At 66.0% G+C, this 15,806-nt stretch carries 16 protein-coding genes; 11 read left to right on the top strand and 5 right to left on the bottom strand.

Annotation, left to right across the window (positions count from 1 at the left end):
- Positions 1-106: 106 nt before the first annotated feature.
- On the top strand, positions 107-1,015 hold the full coding sequence (locus BLIN9172_RS06830; protein ID WP_101554383.1) for a cation diffusion facilitator family transporter: 909 nt from the start codon (positions 107-109) through the stop codon (positions 1,013-1,015).
- Positions 1,016-1,077: 62 nt separating this feature from the next.
- Here BLIN9172_RS06830 and menC read toward each other — a convergent pair whose 3' ends face one another.
- Positions 1,078-2,202 carry an o-succinylbenzoate synthase gene (gene menC, locus BLIN9172_RS06825; protein WP_101554382.1) on the bottom strand — a complete coding sequence of 375 codons (1,125 nt, stop codon included), beginning with the start codon at positions 2,200-2,202 and terminating at the stop codon, positions 1,078-1,080.
- A gap of 210 nt (positions 2,203-2,412) precedes the next feature.
- Between menC and BLIN9172_RS06820 the strand changes: the two genes are divergently transcribed.
- Entirely contained in the window at positions 2,413-3,423 is a 1,011-nt protein-coding gene (locus tag BLIN9172_RS06820) for an FkbM family methyltransferase (RefSeq protein WP_101554460.1), read from the top strand.
- Between the two features lie 90 nt (positions 3,424-3,513).
- On the opposite strand, the gene BLIN9172_RS06815 is transcribed toward BLIN9172_RS06820, so the two are convergent.
- Entirely contained in the window at positions 3,514-4,686 is a 1,173-nt protein-coding gene (locus BLIN9172_RS06815) for a M20 family metallopeptidase (protein ID WP_101554381.1), read from the bottom strand.
- A gap of 149 nt (positions 4,687-4,835) precedes the next feature.
- Between BLIN9172_RS06815 and BLIN9172_RS06810 the strand changes: the two genes are divergently transcribed.
- The gene (locus BLIN9172_RS06810; protein WP_101554380.1) at positions 4,836-6,317 is read left to right on the top strand and encodes a glutamate-cysteine ligase family protein; all 1,482 of its coding nucleotides are present in this window, start codon (positions 4,836-4,838) and stop codon (positions 6,315-6,317) included.
- Between the two features lie 125 nt (positions 6,318-6,442).
- On the opposite strand, the gene BLIN9172_RS06805 is transcribed toward BLIN9172_RS06810, so the two are convergent.
- Complete coding sequence (locus tag BLIN9172_RS06805; protein ID WP_101554379.1) at positions 6,443-6,748, bottom strand: cupin domain-containing protein; 306 nt, start codon at positions 6,746-6,748, stop codon at positions 6,443-6,445.
- 173 nt (positions 6,749-6,921) lie between these two features.
- Here BLIN9172_RS06805 and BLIN9172_RS06800 point away from each other — a divergent pair, with 173 nt between their 5' ends.
- The 3 genes from BLIN9172_RS06800 to BLIN9172_RS06790 all read left to right on the top strand — a co-directional run bounded on the left by BLIN9172_RS06800 (position 6,922) and on the right by BLIN9172_RS06790 (position 9,737).
- Positions 6,922-7,494 carry a peroxidase-related enzyme gene (locus BLIN9172_RS06800; protein WP_205751030.1) on the top strand — a complete coding sequence of 191 codons (573 nt, stop codon included), beginning with the start codon at positions 6,922-6,924 and terminating at the stop codon, positions 7,492-7,494.
- 133 nt (positions 7,495-7,627) lie between these two features.
- Positions 7,628-8,761, top strand: coding sequence for a pyridoxal phosphate-dependent aminotransferase (locus BLIN9172_RS06795; protein WP_240812000.1), 1,134 nt, complete (start codon positions 7,628-7,630; stop codon positions 8,759-8,761).
- Positions 8,762-8,801: 40 nt separating this feature from the next.
- Positions 8,802-9,737 (top strand): DMT family transporter, encoded by a 936-nt coding sequence (locus BLIN9172_RS06790; RefSeq protein ID WP_101554376.1) that lies wholly within the window; start codon positions 8,802-8,804, stop codon positions 9,735-9,737.
- A 98-nt stretch (positions 9,738-9,835) separates the two neighbouring features.
- Here the strand turns inward: BLIN9172_RS06790 and BLIN9172_RS06785 are convergent, their stop codons facing one another.
- A complete protein-coding gene (locus BLIN9172_RS06785) occupies positions 9,836-10,195 on the bottom strand; it encodes an ArsR/SmtB family transcription factor (protein ID WP_101546621.1) in 360 nt (119 codons plus the stop codon).
- Positions 10,196-10,295: 100 nt separating this feature from the next.
- Positions 10,296-10,883, bottom strand: a complete 588-nt coding sequence (locus tag BLIN9172_RS06780) for a peptidoglycan-binding protein (protein WP_240811993.1) — start codon at positions 10,881-10,883, stop codon at positions 10,296-10,298.
- Positions 10,884-11,034: 151 nt separating this feature from the next.
- Between BLIN9172_RS06780 and BLIN9172_RS06775 the strand changes: the two genes are divergently transcribed.
- The 5 genes from BLIN9172_RS06775 to BLIN9172_RS06755 all read left to right on the top strand — a co-directional run bounded on the left by BLIN9172_RS06775 (position 11,035) and on the right by BLIN9172_RS06755 (position 15,762).
- Positions 11,035-11,301: a hypothetical protein gene (locus BLIN9172_RS06775; protein WP_145997930.1), complete on the top strand. Its 267-nt coding sequence runs from the start codon at positions 11,035-11,037 to the stop codon at positions 11,299-11,301.
- A 94-nt stretch (positions 11,302-11,395) separates the two neighbouring features.
- Complete coding sequence (locus tag BLIN9172_RS06770) at positions 11,396-12,205, top strand: HEAT repeat domain-containing protein (protein ID WP_240811994.1); 810 nt, start codon at positions 11,396-11,398, stop codon at positions 12,203-12,205.
- Between the two features lie 209 nt (positions 12,206-12,414).
- Positions 12,415-13,485, top strand: coding sequence for a MerR family transcriptional regulator (locus BLIN9172_RS06765; RefSeq protein ID WP_240811995.1), 1,071 nt, complete (start codon positions 12,415-12,417; stop codon positions 13,483-13,485).
- Positions 13,486-13,673: 188 nt separating this feature from the next.
- Entirely contained in the window at positions 13,674-15,122 is a 1,449-nt protein-coding gene (locus tag BLIN9172_RS06760) for an LssY C-terminal domain-containing protein (RefSeq protein ID WP_101554372.1), read from the top strand.
- Positions 15,123-15,276: 154 nt separating this feature from the next.
- The gene (locus BLIN9172_RS06755; protein WP_101554371.1) at positions 15,277-15,762 is read left to right on the top strand and encodes an SRPBCC family protein; all 486 of its coding nucleotides are present in this window, start codon (positions 15,277-15,279) and stop codon (positions 15,760-15,762) included.
- Positions 15,763-15,806: the final 44 nt, after the last annotated feature.

Below are 15,806 nucleotides of genomic sequence, written 5' to 3'. Positions count from 1 at the left end.
CAGCAGGAGACGCAGCTGGGGTCGGGCGGCTCCGATGCTTCGTCGAGGTCGATCAGATGCATAAATAAATGTGCATATGTTAATGTGTTGAGTTGAGGAGGTATCTATGGCTCATGATCATGCGCATGGTTCAGGTTCACGGCGGCAGCTGAGGATCGTCTTCGGCATCGTCGCGACGATCTTCGTCTTCCAGCTCATCGGGTCCGTCGTCACGGGCAGCCTGGCGCTGCTCATCGACACCGGCCACAATGCCGTCGATCTCATCGGCATCGGGATCGCACTCTTCGCGGCGAGTCTGGTCAGCAAACCGACGGGCGGACAGAAGACCTGGGGGTTCCGTCGGGCAGAAGTGTTCGCAGCCGGGGCCCAGGCAACACTGCTGCTGGGGCTCGGCGTCTACAGCCTCATCGAAGGCATCCGGCGATTCTTCGTCCCGCCGGAGGTGCCCGGGCCGGGCCTGCTGCTCTTCGGCGCTATCGGTCTCGTGGGCAATCTCGTCTCCATCGTCATCCTCAGCTCATCGAAGGAAGACTCCCTCAATCTCAAAGCGGCGTTCCTCGAGGTCATCGCCGACGCGCTCGGCTCCGTGGCTGTGATTCTCGCAGCTCTGGCGATCTGGCTCTTCGGGTGGGAGCGCGCCGACGCGGTGGCTGCCCTGGTCATTGCGGCGCTCATCGTCCCGCGGGCGTTCGCCATCCTGCGCGAGACCGGGTCGATCCTGCTGGAAGAGGCACCGAAGGAGCTCGATCTGGACAAGGTCCGCGAGCATCTCGAGGCGGTCGAGCATGTGCAGGAAGTCCACGACCTCCACATCACCCGCATCGACTCGAACCTGCCGGTGCTCACCGCTCATGTCGTTCTCGCCGATGAATGCTTCTATGACGGGCATGCCCCGCGCATCCTCAAGGCTCTGCAGGAGTGCCTGACGGAACACCACAAGATCGCGATCGAACACTCGACCTTCCAGTTCGACCGGGCGAAGGACGCCGCCGAGGAGACCCACACCCACGACTGAGGCGGCCCGCCCATCATCGGTCCGTGGCCGGTGAAGGGCGGGCCGCCTCGGCGGGATTCGGATCACTGTCCGGGCAGGATCTCCACTGATTCGGTGCGGAAGCGTTCGAGCTTGGCCGGGTCGATGGAGACGCCGAAGCCGACGCCGGTGGGCACATCGACCTTGCCGTCGTACATGACGATCTCCTCGGTGATGTCCTCATGGAAGAAGCGGTTCGAGCCGGAGATATCGCCGGGCAGGGTGAAGCCCGGCAGCGATGCCAGCGCTGCATTCGCAGCCCTCCCCAGGCCGGTTTCGACCATTCCTCCGTGCCACACGGCGACGCCGTGGGCCGCGGCGAGATCGTGGATCTTCTTCGCCTCGATGAACCCTCCGACTCGTCCGGGTTTGATGTTGATCACCGAGGTGGCTCCCAACATGATCGCGTCCGCGGCCGCCTCGGCGGAGACGATCGACTCATCAAGGCACATCGGGGTGTCCATGAGCTTCGCGAGCTCCGCATGCTGGCGGATATCGGCTTCGCCGAGGGGCTGTTCGATGAGGAGCAGCCCATATTCGTCGAGGCGCCGCAGATGAGCAGCGTCGACGAGGGTGTAGGCGGCGTTGGCATCGACCTGGAAGCCGAAGTCGTCGCCGAAGGCCTTGCGCACGGCGGCCACGGGGGCGATGTCCTTGCCGGGTTTGATCTTCAGCTTGATCCGGGCGTACCCCTCGTCGAGGTAGTCGCCGATGACCTTGACGGTCTCCTCGACGGAATCCTGGATGCCCACCGATACGCCCGAGGGAACCGTATCGACGACTCCGCCCAAGTAGTCCTTGAACGACTGGTCGTTGAGCTTCAGCTGAGCTTCGATGACGGCCATCTCGAGTGCGGACTTCGCCATCGGGTGGCCGATGACGTGGCGGAGATGCCACCCGACGGTCTCCGCTGTGAGGTCCTCGACGTCGAAGAGCAGCGGTGCCAGCCAGCGGCGGGTGACGTCGATGCCGGCGGCCACGTATTCGGAAGAGTAGAGCGGGGAGATCATCGCGACGGACTCACCCCACCCGGTGATCTCGCCCTTCGGAGTGTCGAACACCGCCTCGACGAGGTAGCAGTCCTTCTCGGTCTCCCGCATGAACGAGGTCTCGAACGGGGTGACGAGAGGAATCGAGACTTGGTGGAGGGTGACTGACTTGAGCTTCATGTGCCGGGGCTCCTGCTTCGCAACGGGGCGGATGGGTCTTCGCCTCCACCTTATGCCAGCGGTCCGCAACAAGGAGGCGAGTATCGCGATTCAGGTCGGGAAGGACTCTGGAGCCTCATTGCAATACCTCCGGGAAAGAAACCCTGGAGCGGCGGTCCGGGGATTGATAATGTGAACAAAAGTCTTCCTGTCAGCAAGGGGGCCACCGTCGTGAACGACCACCTGCGCACTCTCACCGCGCGCAGACAGTCCTGGTTCGGCCTCAAGCTGCCGGTCAAAACCGCCCTCGCGCAACCGGCGTTCCACCCGCTGCTGCGAACGATCGCGCCCCGGATCAGAGGGCTGAAGGTCGGTCGCCTCCCAGCACCGATCGAACTCACCGAGGTGCGCGGACGAGCCGGCGGAGCGGACTTCGTCCTCGTCGAGCCCTTCCGCTGCGAGATCGCCAAGGAGTTCTACTGGGGCAAGGGCCGACGCACCGAACCCGAAGACGCGTTCGCCCTCGATCTCATGGTCGCGCTCAGTGCGGACGCGGACGTCTTCCTCGACATCGGCGCTTACACCGGGGTCTTCACCATGGCCGTCCTCGCGGCGAACGAGAATGTGCGCGCCCACCTCTTCGAGATCATCCCTGCTGTCGTCGCCGGCGCGGAGAAGAACATCGACCGCAACGGCTTCAACGCCCGCGTGACCGTCCACCCGACCGGTGTCGGCAGTCCCGACACCTGGATGAAGGTGCCCATCGGGGACGGGGGATCGGCGCTGCCGTCGTTCTACTCCTCGGCCATGCACTTCGACTCCGACGCCGAGGTGCGCTTCACCTCTCTCGACGCCCTCCTGCCTGAGATGCTGGCCGAAGTGCCGGACCGAGACACGCAGTCGCAGCCAGGGGAGGGCCTCCCCGACGGTTCAGTACGGGGCGAGACGCCACGTGTGACGGTGAAGATCGACGTCGAGGGCGGGGAGAACGACGTCCTCGCCCACGGGCGGGAATTCCTCTCGGCCTTCCGTCCGGACATTCTGTGCGAAGTCCTCTTCGACCGCGCAAAGCCACGAGAACTCATGAGCCACCTCGGCGAGCACAGCTACCACTACTATCTTGTCGGCGAAGACCGACTGTACGCACGGACGGTGATCCGGCCCGATGCGCACCTGCGCGACTGGCTGTTCACGCTGAAGTCACCGGATCAGATGCGCGCCGCCGGCTACCCGGTCGACTGATGCTCTGCTGCCGACAGTCAACTGTGTGCAGGGGAGGCCCCAGCGCACTGACAGCGGGACTGGTCGACTAGCCGCCGGCGCCGATCCGTCTCAGCCCTGCAGCTGATCGGCGATGAGGGCGGCCAGCAGCGCGGTGCGCGGAGCGATCTCGTCGATGACGGCGTGCTCGTGTTCGGCGTGCGCCCCATCGCCGACGGCACCGAGACCGTCGAGGGTGGCGATGCCGTCACCGGCGGTGAAGTTCCCATCCGAGGCGCCGCCCACCGACACTCCCTGCGGCGCGGGCAGTCCGAGTTCGCCCGCAAGGGCCGTCGCCCGGTCGAAGAGCGCAGCCGACTGCTCCCGTTCGAATGGTGGCCGGTTGATCCCGCCGAGCACCTCCGTCGTCGAGCCCTCCACCTGCGGTTTCGCGGCCAACTCACGGATCTGCGCATCCACGCGTTCGAGTTCGGCCGCCGTCCGGGCCCGCACATCGATGTCCACGCGGGCTTCGGCCGGCACGGTGTTCGACGTCGTCCCCGCGCTGATCACGGTCGGCACCACCGTCGTCCCCGCCTCGGCGTCGGCGAGACCCGCCACCAACGGAAGCGTCAGGGCCAGGGCCATGCCTGCGTTGATGCCCTTCTCCGGTTCGAGGCCGGCGTGCGAGGCTCTGCCGGTGAACTTCAGCACGTAGTTGCTCGTGCCCTTGCGCTCGAGTTTGAGCGCCCCGCCGGCGCTCGCCTCCATGACGAACACGGCCTTCGCCTCGGCCGCCTCGGCGCGGATGAGGTCCGACGAGGACACGGAGCCGATCTCCTCATCACCGGTGACGAGGATCGACAGACCGTCCAGTCCGCCCTCGCCGAGGTGGTCGGCCACGATCGCGGTCGCGTGCACGCTCATGATCGCCCCGGTGAGCATGTCGAAGCTGCCGGGACCGCGGAGGACGCCGTCCTCGGTGGAGAACGGGAGGCGTTCGAGCGTGCCGTGCGGCCACACCGTGTCCTGATGGTTGAGCAGGACGACGCGGGCGGGACCGGTGCCGAAGCGCAGGCGCACGTGGGTGGTGCCGTCGACGTCGAGCAGCTCCGCCTCGGCGCCGAGGCGGTCGCCCAGGAGCGCGGCGAAGTCCCGGGCGCCCGCGGCCACGGCCGCCTTGTCGTGGGAGGGGGTCTCGCGGGAGATGACCCGTTCGATGTCGGCGAGCATGTCGGGCAGGCGTCGCTTCGCCTGTTCGACGAAGTCAGCGGGCCGGGACGACGATGATGCGGTGGAAGTCATGGTGCGAGTCTACGGAAGACCGGTTGCCGTCTCCCGCGGTGTCCGGATGGTGTGATCGATGCATGACCGGTGACGGCACCAGATGTGTGCCTGGATGCGGGACGGAGATCACCGCGCACAAACCCAGCCGTCTGTGGTTTGCTTGTCCTATGGGTGAGGCAGTCAGCTCGAAGCGGTACACGCCGGAGGAACGCACACTGTATCGGGAGAAGCTCGCGGAGAACCTCGAGCTGTTCGATACCTACCTTCGCCATGCGGATTTCAAATCGGCGGGCACGATCGGGCTCGAACTCGAGCTCAACCTCGTCGGCGACGGCAATCAGCCGAGCCTGCGGAACAAGGAAGTGCTCGCCCGACTCGATGACGAATATCAGCCCGAGATCGGCGCGTTCAACCTCGAACTCAACCACCCGGTGCTTCAGGTCGCGGGCCGTGGGCTCAAAACACTCGAAGCCGGTGTCGCCCACCGTCTGGAGCAAGCGCAGAAGGCCGCCGAGCAGGACGGACTCAAAGCGGTGTCGATCGGCACCCTGCCGACCCTGACCACCGAGTTCCTCACCGACGAGAAGTGGATGACCGAGGAGAACCGGTACGAGGCGCTGAGCAACTCGGTCATCGACGCCCGCGGCGAGTACGTCCGCATCGAACTCGGCCGTGAAGAGCGGTACAGGGCGGAGTTCTCCGATATCGCTCCGGAATCCTCCTGCACGTCGATGCAGCTGCACCTGCAGGTGGCGCCGAATCGGTTCGCCGATGCATGGAACGCCTCGCAGGCGATCGCCGGGACGCAGGTTGCGATGGCGGCGAACTCGCCGCTGTTCGTCGGCCGCAAGCTGTGGCACGAATCCCGGATCCCGATCTTCGCGCAGTCCATCGACACTCGCACGCCCGAACTGGTCAACCAGGGTGTGCGACCCCGCGTATGGTTCGGCGAACGGTGGATCACCAGCGTCTTCGACCTCTTCGAGGAGAACGTCCGTTACTTCCCGCCGCTGCTGCCGGAGATCAAGGACTTCGTCGAATTCCGTGCCGCCGACGCTCCGAAGCTCTTCGAACTCAATCTGCACAACGGCACCGTGTGGCGCTGGAACCGTCCCATTTACAACTCCGGTGACGGCGGCGCTCATATCCGTGTCGAGAACCGGCTGCTGCCGGCCGGCCCGACCCCGGTCGACATGGTCGCCGATGCGGCCTTCTACTACGGACTGGCCGAGTTCCTCGTCGGTGAGAACCGTCCCGTGTGGTCGCGGATGTCGTTCGCCGAGGCGGAGGAGAACTTCAACGCCTGCGCCAAGGACGGGATCGAGGCGCGAGTGACGTGGCCGAAGATCGGTCGCATCGGCGTGGCCGACCTCGTCATCGATGTGCTTGCGCCCCAGGCCAGGCGCGGGCTGGCGCGGCTGAACATCGACAAGGACGTCATCGACGAGTACATGTCGATCATCGAGGGCCGGGCGGCCAGCCGCATCAATGGGGCGACCTGGCAGCTGCGGACGCTCGAGAGTCTCGCGCCGGGCAGCCGACCGGATTCGCCGGAACGCAGCGAGGGCCTCAAAGCGATGATGGACGCCTACCTGGCGAACCAGGCGACCGGGAAGCCCGTCCACACCTGGGAGATCCCCACCCGCTGAGTCGCGGCCTCTGCCGAAAATAGGTCGCTATCGGACATTCTGCGCTAAACGTAGGTCGCAATCGGACACTTCGCCACGCAGAAAGTATCCGATAGCGACCACTTCTCGGACTCAGTCGACGAGGCTCAGAGGCGTTCGACCTCGACGAAGACGACGTCGGCGCAGCCTCCGGGATTCGAGACCTCGTGCTCGGACCCTGCCGGACGCGTGTAGGAGACTCCGGCCTCGAGCTCGGCACGGATCTCGGTGCCATCCGAATTGTGCACGAGCATCGTGTCCGTGACCATCGGCACCACGACGTACTCATACTCATGTTTGTGCATCGGGATGACGCCGTCGGGCCGGATCGTCCACTTCGTCACCCGGAATACGCCGTTGTCGAGCTGGACCTCGCCGGTCGAACCGGTGTCTGCTGCATTGTCTGCGGTCATGGTGATCTCCTTCGATGCGCGAACGGCCTGCGGCGGAAGCCGGGACGGACCTGACGCCTTCACTGTATCGCTCGCACCGCTCCGTCTGGGCATCTCACGGACGCACACCGCCACCTGCCCTCACGGCGAGAGGGCTCGACGCAGCCCGAGCCACCCGGGCTAGCATGAGTGATATGCGATACCCACTTGCTGACATCGACGACGTCGACGATGACATCCGCACCCAGATCCTCGAGGTCGCCGAGAAGTCGGGCTTCGTGCCCAACGTCTTCCTCGCCCTGGCCCGCCGACCGGACGAATTCCGCGCCTTCTTCGCCTACTATGACGCGCTCATGGAGAAGGAGACGGGGAACCTGACCAAGGCCGATCGGGAGATGATCGTCGTGGCCACCTCGGCGATCAATCACTGTCTCTACTGCGTCGTCGCGCACGGAGCGATGCTGCGGATCTTCCAGAAGGACGCGCTCATCGCCGATGTCGTCGCCACGAACTACCGGCAAGCCGATATCAGCCCACGTCAGGTGGCTATGCTCGACTTCGCCGTCAAGGTCTGCGAGGAACCATGGGCCGTGGGCGACGCCGACCACCAGAGGCTTGCCGACCACGGATTCGACGCCGAAGACGCCTGGGACATCGCCGCGATCACCGGCTTCTTCGGCCTGTCCAACCGCATGGCCCACATCTCCGGAATGCTCCCGAACCCGGAGTTCTACACCCTCGGCCGCCTCCCGCGAGAGAAGAAGTGAACCGATGACCTCATCCACCCCCGCCGAGGCGGACCCCACCACCCGTGCCAACGCCGTGTCCGGTCCGGCCGCCTCCGCCAAAAACATCCCGGCTGCCTCCGCCCGGTCCGGGCTCGTCAAACCGTTCGCCGCGATGGGCATCGTCGCCACCGTCGGGCAGATGCAGCGCGCCGGTCGCGACACCATCGCCATGTGCCTGGGCGAACCGACCCAGGGCGCGCCCAGCCCAGTGCTCACCCGCGCCGCCGAAGTCATGACCGACGGTACGGGACTCGGATACTCGCCGATCTTCGGCATCCCCGAACTGCGCGAAGCCATCGCCTCCCACTACCGCGACTGGTACGGACTCAACATCGCACCCGACCGCATCGCCGTGACGACCGGATCCTCCGGCGCCTTCCAGACGACGTTCCTCACCTGCTTCGACGTCGGCGACCGGGTGGCTCTGGCCCGGCCCGGATACGGCGCGTACAAGAACATTCTCGCCGCATTGGGCTGCGAGGTCGTCGAACTCGACTGCGGTGCCGACGAAGGGTTCCAGCCCACCGTCGACCTCTTGGCCGCCGCCCATGCGAAGGCCCCGCTCAAGGGGCTCATGCTCGCCTCACCCGCGAACCCCACGGGCACGATGATCGGCCCCGAGGCGCTCGGGCAGATCGTCGACTGGTGCCGAGACAACGGGGTGCAGGTGATCTCCGATGAGATCTACCACGGCATCAGCTACATCGGCACCCGCGGCGAATGCGCACTCGCCCACGACGACACTGCCATCGTCATCTCCTCGTTCTCCAAATACTGGGGCATGACCGGGTGGCGCCTCGGCTGGGCGATCCTGCCCGAAGCGCTCGTCGCCCCGGCCCAGAACGTCACGGGAAATCTCTCCCTGTGCGCCCCGGTTCCGGCGCAGTACGCGGCGGTCGCGGCCTTCGCGGACGAGTCCTATGCCGAATGCGAAGCGGCCGTGGCCTCATTCGCCGGGGCTCGCGAGCATGTGCTGAACGCCGCTGCCGACCTCGGCTTCGGTGAGATGGCCCCACCCGACGGCGCCTTCTACATGTACGCCCGCGTCGACGACATCCTCGACCGTGCGGGTCTGGCCACCTCCGGGCAGTGGTGTGAGCAGGTGCTCGACGCGACCGGCGTCGCGCTCGCCCCCGGTGACGACTTCGACTCCGTCGACGGATCCAGGTCGGTGCGCCTGTCGCTGGCCGTCGGAGCGGACCGGACGGCCGAAGCCATCGACCGCATCCTCGACTTCGTGGGCTGAGCCCCGAACGTCGTGAGATGAGTTCCGACGAGGGGATCCGATGAGCGCCGAGGATGCGCCGTCGGGAGGGCCGCCTCCCGCCCCGAAAGCCCTGCCGGTGCTCGGCGTCATCCTGGCCGCCGTCCTGCTCGGATCGGCCGGATTGCTCGTCATCCTCGCCGAGGCTACCGCTCCCACCGCTGCCTTCCTGCGGTGTTGGATAGCGGTCATTGTGCTCGCCCCGTTGGCGGTGCTCGAGCTGCGCCGGCACGGCCGTTTCCCGCCGAAGGCGATCCTCATCGCCGCGGTCTCCGGAGCGGCGCTCGGAATCGACTATGTGCTGTGGGCGCAGAGCGTGCTCGACGCCGGCCTGGGCGTGTCCACGGTCCTCATCAGCGTGCAGGTCATCGTGTTCCCGGCGCTGGTGTGGGTGTTCGGCGGGTCCCGGCCGGGATGGCTGTTCATCTGCTGTGTGCCGGTCATGATCATCGGCATGCTGCTGACCGGGGGAGTGTTCGGCGCCGACGAGACGGCAGCGAATCCGATGCGGGGAGCGATCTTCGGGGTCCTGTCCGGTGTGCTCTACGGCGTCTACATCTTCGGCATCCACCACAGCCGGAAGGTCGCCGGAGACTTCGTCGTCGCCCCGGTCCAAGTGGGCACGATCTCCGCCGGGGTGATGACCGCGGTCGCCGGGCTGACCCTCGGCGGCCTCGACTTCGACCTCGGCTGGGCCGGTTGGGGCTGGATGATCGCCCTGGCCGTCTGCGGTCAGGCCCTGTCATGGGTGCTGCTGAGCATCTCCAGCCCGTTGGTGCCGGTGCCGATGACCGCGGCGCTCATGCTGCTCCAACCGCTGTCCGCAGTGGTGCTCGGATCCCTCGTCGCCGGGGAGCGGCTGCAGGCGGGACAGTGGATCGGCGCCGTCCTCGTGGCCCTCATCGTCTGGGTCGTCGGTGGAGGACCCGCGGCCCTGACACGTCGGCGACGTCGGTAGGGGTGGGCTGCCTCGGCTAGAGATGCGCTGCTGTGGGCTGGGAACGGTGGGCCGCCTCGGCGAAGGAATCGCTGTGGAAGCCCCGCCCCAGGCGGGACTCAGTGTTCGTGGGCCTCGATCGTGTGGGCGATGGCGTCGACGATGATGTGGGCGACGTGGTCGTCCTTGAGCGAATAGTAGGCTTCGCGGCCGATCCGATTGACTCCGACGAGGTGGAGTCCGCGGAGGAACTTCAGGTGCTGGGACACCAGCGGCTGGGACAGTCCGGTCGCCTCGACGATGTGGGTGACAGTGGCCTCGCCGTGGGTGAGGACGAGCAGCATCTTCAGCCGGGAGGGTGTGGCAAGTGCCTTGAAGAGGTCGGCAGTCTCGGTGATGGCTTCGAGATGGTCCTCGGGATTGAGCAGGAGCTGCTCGACGTCGTCATTGACGGGAACGGAATCGGGAACGGAAGCCATGAGTGCAGATTACCGGACAACCGGGGTGGTCATGCGATATCCGGCACTGTGGAGTGGTCGTGGCTGTCGCGGGGTTCGGGCGGTCGGAGCTGCCCGCGTCTCAGTCGAGGGCTTCGACGTCGGCCTGCGATCCGAGGAGGTCATCGGCCAAGGTCTCCCACTGACCGTAGGCGTCGGGTAGTGCCGACCGCTGCACGGACTGCGCGGCTTCGGTCGGTGACATCGAATCCCAGCCGTCGATCTGATTGAGGCCGGGGTTCTCGACCTCGGGGTTAATCCCGTAGAACGCCTTGGCCGCGTAGATGGGATCGGTGAGCTGATGGGGCTCGCCCCAGCCTTGTGACGGGCGCTGCTGGAACAGGCCGACCGAATCGCGGTCGCCGGAATCCAGATTGCGCAGCGAGGACTCTTGCAGCGCTGTCATCAGGGCGATCCTGATCGCATGGTCGTCGAAGTTGCCCCCGCGGCCGACGCCGATGATGAGCCGAGCATTGTCGATCTGCTGTTCGCTGAGCTGGTTGACCGAAGCCATCTGCATCTGCCTGATCTTCGTGGACCCGAACGAAATGGGGGAATTGAGGATGATGACGGCGCCCACGACCAGTGCCATCACTGCAGCCCCGAGCCCGATGAGGGCACCAGTGAGCACGGACCGGCGGCCCTTGCGAGATGATGTCAGACGAGGCATGAATATAACGATAATGCAACAAACTTAAGACTGCATGGGGCAACGCCGAGGTTCTTATCACAGGAAGGTCACGGCCGAGTGGCGCTGAGGGGGCGAGCGGAGCCGAGTGCGGACCGGTTTCGGATGACCCCGCACAGCTTAGGCTTGAACCATGGTGAGAATCGTTCGGCGCAACAACCGCCCACCTCTGATGACCTGCCTCATTGTGGTCTTCTCCTTCGTCGCTCTCGGCATCCTGACCGTTGCCGGCATCCTCGTCGCCGTCATCTTTCTGTCCTCGGAATCGTCGTCGACAGGTTCATCGCCGACCTCGGACTCCTCGTCGATCGGATCCTCATCCTCCGATTCCGACTCGGACGGCGGCCCCGGTCCGAGCACCACTGCTCCGGTCAGCGGGGGCTGGTCGAGCGGAGGCTGAGGCTCCGCACTGAGGATGAGAAGGAAGCGAGTCCAGCCTCCTTGACCTTGACACGATGTCAGGGTCTTCACTGGGTGACAAGAAGCTTGAGACCATGACACATCCACTGGGGCACCATCAGACTCGCGGACCGGAACCCCCGACCGAGGCTGACCAACAGACCGGCGGCGACGTTCGGAACGACACCGAAAACCTTCGGAAAGGCGCCGGCGACGTTCAGAACGACACCGGAAGCCTTCGGGACGATACCGGCGATCCCATGATCGACGCGCTGAGTGCGTCGAACCCGCAGAAGCGCCTGCAGGCGGCGATGGCCATCGGCACACGGGCCGAACCCCGTGACCTCGACGTGGTCATCGCCCGGTGCCGCATCGAACCGGACTTCTTCGCCCGCGACATGGTCACCTGGGCGCTCACTCGGCTGCCTGCCGACGACACCGTTCCCCGCCTCATCGCCGAACTCGACTCGCCGCTGCCGCAGGCGATCAGCCAATCCCTGCACACCCTGTCGAAGATCGGCGACGTCCGTGCCTGGCCGGCCATGGACCCGGCCCGGATCGGCGCGGCCCTCATCGCCCACACCGACACCGAGGTGGCCCGCAGTGCGTGGAGAGCCGCCGTTGCCCTTGTCCCCGGTGACAATCGCGCAGAACTGGCATCCGCCCTGGTGACACAGCTGGGACGCGGTGAAGTCGAGGTGCAGAAGAGCCTCAGTCGAGCGATCGTGGCCCTCGGTGAGGACCTCGTGTCAGTGGTCGATGAGAGGCTTCATGCAGAGGACGACACAGTGCGGGCTCACGCCATGGCGACCCGGGACATGTTCGATGACCCGGATGCCGGCTTCGCCCACGCCTTGGACGCAGCCAAGCGGTTGGTCGCACTGGGGTCCGAGACCGCGGTCTAGATCGGCACAGGGAAGGTCCGATCGTGCGTGTGCCGTCAGGTGGGGCAAGCCCGTCGGCACACGGCCGAGGTCTCGGATCCCTTCCTTCAGTGGGTGGTTCTAGCACCTGTGCGAAAACCGCCTGCGAACGGTGAGCGACGTCCGAACGGTCCCCCGGCACCGACGAATTTCGGGACACTGCACCCGGAGGGCCGCGACTGCGGCATAGAGTGGCTGACAGCAGAGAAGAGGTGGCAATGCTCATCGGCGAGGTGGCCCGGCGCTCCGGTGTAAGCGCACGCATGCTGCGCCACTACGAATCCTTGGGACTCGTCGCGCCCAGCCAGCGGACGACCGGCGGCTACCGCGAATACTCCGATGCCGATATCGGTCGAATCTTCCATATCGAGGGTCTGCGCAGACTCGGGATGTCTCTGAGCGAAGTGGGGCGGGTGCTGTCCGAGCCGGACTTCGACCCCGGCAGCGTGCTCGGGGACCTCATCGACCAGGCACGTGAGCGGATTGCGGCCGAGCAGCGACTGCTCGACCACCTCGAGTCCGTCGCTCGGCTCGGCCGGACCGATGGCGAATCGCTCCTGTACACCATCGACCTCATGCGCTCCCTCGAATCCGGCGATGTCATCCAACGGCACAAGGCCGCACTCGGCAGCGGAGTCGACGGAGGAATGCCGATCGAGGCCCTTTCGCAGGCGGTCCTGCAGGAGACCGTGCTCAACGCGGCTGGGGCTATGCGGTGGGCACTTGCCCAAGCCGGCGCCGAGGCCGTGCCCCATGTGGTTGTCGGAATGGACGACGCATCGGCCCAAGTGCGCCGCAACGCACTGCTCACCCTCGACGAGATCCGCCGAACCACACCGGACGAGGAACTCGACTCACGCTCGACGTCGATGATCCAGCAGGCCCTGGAACTCGCACTCGACGATGCCGTCCCCGACATCCGCAGCATCGCCGCGCTCGCCCTCGGTCGCTCAGGTGATGCGAAGGCTGTGCCCGTGCTGCTCGACATGGCGATGAACGGACCGAAGGACATCGAGGCGGCAGAGGCAATCGGCTCCATCGTCGACGCGGCCGGGCCGAGAGCCGACATGAGCGAACGGGTCTTCACCGAACTGCACCGGCACGCGGACTCGAGCGAGACGGCTACACGGTTCCGTGTGCTCCAAGTCCTCCTCGAAATCTCCGGCGACCGCAGCGACGAACTCATCGCCGAGCTCAGCAATGACGACAGTCCGGAACTCGCGGCCACCGCACGTGCCGCCCTCGAGCGCCGGCGACGGTGAACATGAACGGATGCGGATCGGCCGCCCCGCACAGGGCGAACCTGACCGATTCCGGCCGGGCCGCCTCGGCGAGGGGAGCAGCCGCCCTGGGAGGGGCGAGCCTGACTGATTCCGTCCGGGCCGCCTAGGCGGAGGACGGCGGGAATCCGCAGTCCGGGCGCTGGAAGAGGTTGGCTAAACTGACGCCCATGACTTCGGGCGGAACGGACGCGGCGGTCGGGCAGAAGCGGCGGCTGAGGCAGCCGTTCGTCTATCGACGACACCACTTCACGCCCACCGGGGTGCTCGACTACCTGTTCTTCCTCTTCGCCGGCGCGGCCTCGACCTGGCTGGCACTGCTCATCCTGCTCAAAGGATTCAGCCTCGGCTGGTGGCAGGTGCTCACGCTGCTCGTGTTCTGGGCAGTCGTGTCCTACCTGGCTCTGCCCCGGCTGCACCGCATTCTGTCCCAGATCTATGTGCCGAACTACTTCATCGGCCGCACCCGCACCTCCGACGGTCTGCTCGGCGATCCGGTCAACCTTGCCTGGCGCGGTGAGGAAGCGCAGATCCACCATGCGATGCGCGAAGCAGGGTGTACCCTTGCTGACAGCATCACTCCCGCATCGACGTGGGAGATCATCCGCTCGACGGTGACGAAGCGCAGCTACCCGCAGGCGCCGGTGTCCCCGCTGCTGCTCTTCGGCCGCCGTCACGACTTCGCCTACCAGCAGGAAGTCGACGGCGATCCGGGACAGCGTCACCACGTGCGGTTCTGGAAATGCCCGCACGGATGGCTGCTGCCCGGCGGACACCAGGCCGATTGGCTGGCCGCCGGAACCTATGACAAAGCCGTCGGCATCTCCCTGTTCACCCTCCAGTTCACCCACAAGATCGAAGAGAACACCGACGTCGAACGCGACCACATCGTCGACACTGTCACCGGTGCCGACGAGGTGATCTCGGTCGATCGGATCAAGGACTTCTCCACCGGATACCACTCCCGCAACGGCGGCGGCGATGCGATCATCACCGACGGGCACCTGCCGATCGTCGACGTCACCGAGGTGGTCGCCGACGAAGCCGACCACCCCGAACGCTTGGAGTTGGCCCTCGACGCCACCCGCATCTACTCCGATTCACACAGCGTGTCCGAAGTGACGAAGACGCTGTGGCGACAGCGCCCCCTGCAGACGGTCGTCGGGGCCGCCCTCGTGCTCGTTCTGCTGCTCTTCCAGGCGTGGGATGTGATCAGCATGCTCCTCGACTGGAACGGGCTGCGGTCTGAAGTCGTCGACTACAGCTCGGACATCGCGGCCGTCAGCGACGACACGGCCACGCGCATCGTCGCGGGATTCCTCGTCGGTCTCAGCCTCCACATCGGGTGTCTGCAGGTCATCGCCTCGACGTCGGTGTTCCGCGGCAGCAACCGAGCGAGGCTGTGGATCCTCACTCTCTCGACGATCTCCGTGATCGTGTCGATGACGAACTACTTCACCGGCGATCGCGACCTGGCGACGAATATGTATGCGCTGACGACGATCGCCATGCAGGTGGCGGTGCTGCTGGCGCTGTCGAGCGACTCCTCCCGGATGTTCACCCGCTTCAGCACGGCCGCGCTGCGCGCCGAGCGGCAGGACCGCGCCCTCGAGGACTGAGGTGGCGGGCCCGCGCACGCGGGGACTGGAGCGGTGGCTCACGCGCTCGAGGACTGAGGCGGCGGGTCCGTGTATTCTGAACGTGTCCGATCCACTCCGCACTCCGCACTTCAGCTTGACGCCGAGGCTGGACCACACACGAAGGCAGGACTCCATGACCGAGCAGACCCCCGATGCTTCCGTGTTCGATTCGATCGACCCGGTCCTCAAGGTCGTCACTGCCGAGATCGAGATCTCAGCTCCCGCCGAGGCGGTCTTCGAACTCATCGCCGACCCGCAGCGACAGCCGGAATGGGACGGCAACGACAACCTCGGCTCGGCCGTCGAGGGCCAGCGAGTGCAGGGGGCCGGGGGCTCGTTCGTCACGACTCTGACCAAGGGCGTGGACCGGGAGAACCACATCGTCGACTTCGCCGAGGGCAGGCTCATCGCCTGGAAGCCCTCCGAAGTGGGTGGAGAGCCGTTCGGTCAGAAGTGGGTGTGGGACATCGAACCGACCGGCGACGACTCGGTCCTGGTTCGTCACACCTATGACTGGACCGAGCTGCGCGATCCGAAGCGTCTGTCGCGGGCGCAGTCGACGACCGCGGCGAATCTGCTCGCCTCGCTCAAGAGACTCAAGCAGCTCGCCGAAGGCTGAGATCAGGCGCCTGGCAGACAGCCGCGGCCGAGGCCTGACCGCTT

This window comes from Brevibacterium linens ATCC 9172 (genome assembly GCF_900169165.1).
Lineage (GTDB): Bacteria > Actinomycetota > Actinomycetes > Actinomycetales > Brevibacteriaceae > Brevibacterium > Brevibacterium linens.
Note: the sequence above shows the minus strand (reverse complement) of the source record. Positions and strands in the feature narration are given on the sequence as shown.